This is a genomic window from Pseudovibrio denitrificans JCM 12308, from assembly GCF_001310815.1.
Lineage (GTDB): Bacteria > Pseudomonadota > Alphaproteobacteria > Rhizobiales > Stappiaceae > Pseudovibrio > Pseudovibrio denitrificans.
In genome coordinates this window covers 1-1,454 of record NZ_BAZK01000068.1, presented here as the reverse complement: position 1 = coordinate 1,454, position 1,454 = coordinate 1, and the positions used below count along the sequence as shown (strand labels likewise).

1 protein-coding gene is annotated in these 1,454 nt (G+C 43.1%); it reads left to right on the top strand.

Annotated features, from left to right (window positions below):
* Window positions 1–76 precede the first annotated feature (76 nt).
* Window positions 77–1,454, top strand: a 1,378-nt coding sequence (locus JCM12308_RS28150; RefSeq protein ID WP_174519230.1) for an FG-GAP-like repeat-containing protein, incomplete at its 3' end; no start/stop codon positions are given.

Genomic DNA, 1,454 nt, shown 5'->3' with positions numbered 1-1,454 from the left:
TGGCCTTATCAAAAGCGGATCCAAGCTACCCTCATATCAGTTCACCTACAAACATGATGTCTTCGATCAGAAGACCGTGGATGCTCGGCAATTTGATACAAGCCCGAATCTGCTAACAAGAATTAACGGTGATTTTAACGGAGATCGTAAAGCAGATGTCGCAAGTTGGATTTCATCAAGAAATCTGCGAGAGGGTGAAGGTACGTGCTATGTCCAAATCTCGTATTCTTCAGAGCAAGCAAAAACTCAAAGATGTGCTGAATACAATGTGAAAGATCTTTGGCTTAAAATTCGTCGTCAAGATCTAAAGAAATACTCAACTCCGCACTTCATATCAGATTACAAAATCTGTGTTTCAATCAGCGATGAACGAGATCGTTGCTATTCGTATATGAATACATCAGATGGACTGTACGACAAGAACGCTTTAGTAGCAGATTTCGACGGCGACGGTATTGATGATATTATCTCTGGGAACAAACAGTGGTTCTCAAGATCTACAAACCAAAACTGGACTGGTGTCAACATTGAAAAAAGTATCTTTATTAGAGGAAATGGCTTAAGAACCGCAGATTTTAACGGTGACGGTCGCGCTGATATCGCCAACAAGCAAGATATTTTCATAAGATTTAACGGCCGTACAATTGCTCATGAAAAAACGGAGTTTAAAGCACGATTATCAAACGGAAAATCTGGATTTAGCATCAGTTTTTCAAGTCCCAAAATTAATGGAACATTGCTTGGCGATTTTAACGGTGATGGCCTTTTTGATTTTATTTACCAGAAAAGCAAATACGAACGGCAAGTATTTTACAGCACAGGTCTTAAGTTTATTTCTGGCCCAATATATCGCCAATCAGAGTTCAAAGATAATAATACTATACAGAGTTTAACTGGGGACCTAAATGGAGATGGGCGTTCCGATTTCATTGCAAATAGAAATGCACATACTAGAATCCACTTGAAGCGAGGTGATAGCTTCCATTTCCATCCAGGTGCAGAACATAGTGATTTTATACGCGATGAACAAGCTACACAGTTAGCTGATGTAAATGGTAATGGTTTACTAGAAATAATATCACTCAAGAAAAGAATGGGCCTATTTTTCGGCTATAATGCCAATTCTTATGGAAGCAATGCATCCGGTCCTGACTATATTGGTCGTGCGACAAAGCTTGTCAGCGAGCGCCCGGATATGCTGATTGGGGTGGTGTTGCCTTCAGGCGGGCACCTCTCAGCCAGCTACACCACCTATGGCGGGGATCCTGAGGATGAGCGCTGGTTCCCACCTGTCCTGACCGTCCTGGCCTCTCTGACAGAAAAGCCCAACTCATCTCAAGCCTTCACCACACGCTTTGCTTACTCAGGCGGGCGCTGGGACTTTGACAACCGGCGCTTTGCCGGCTTCAAAAAGATCATAACCACGTTGCCAAAGCTGGCAGGGGAGACGAAGG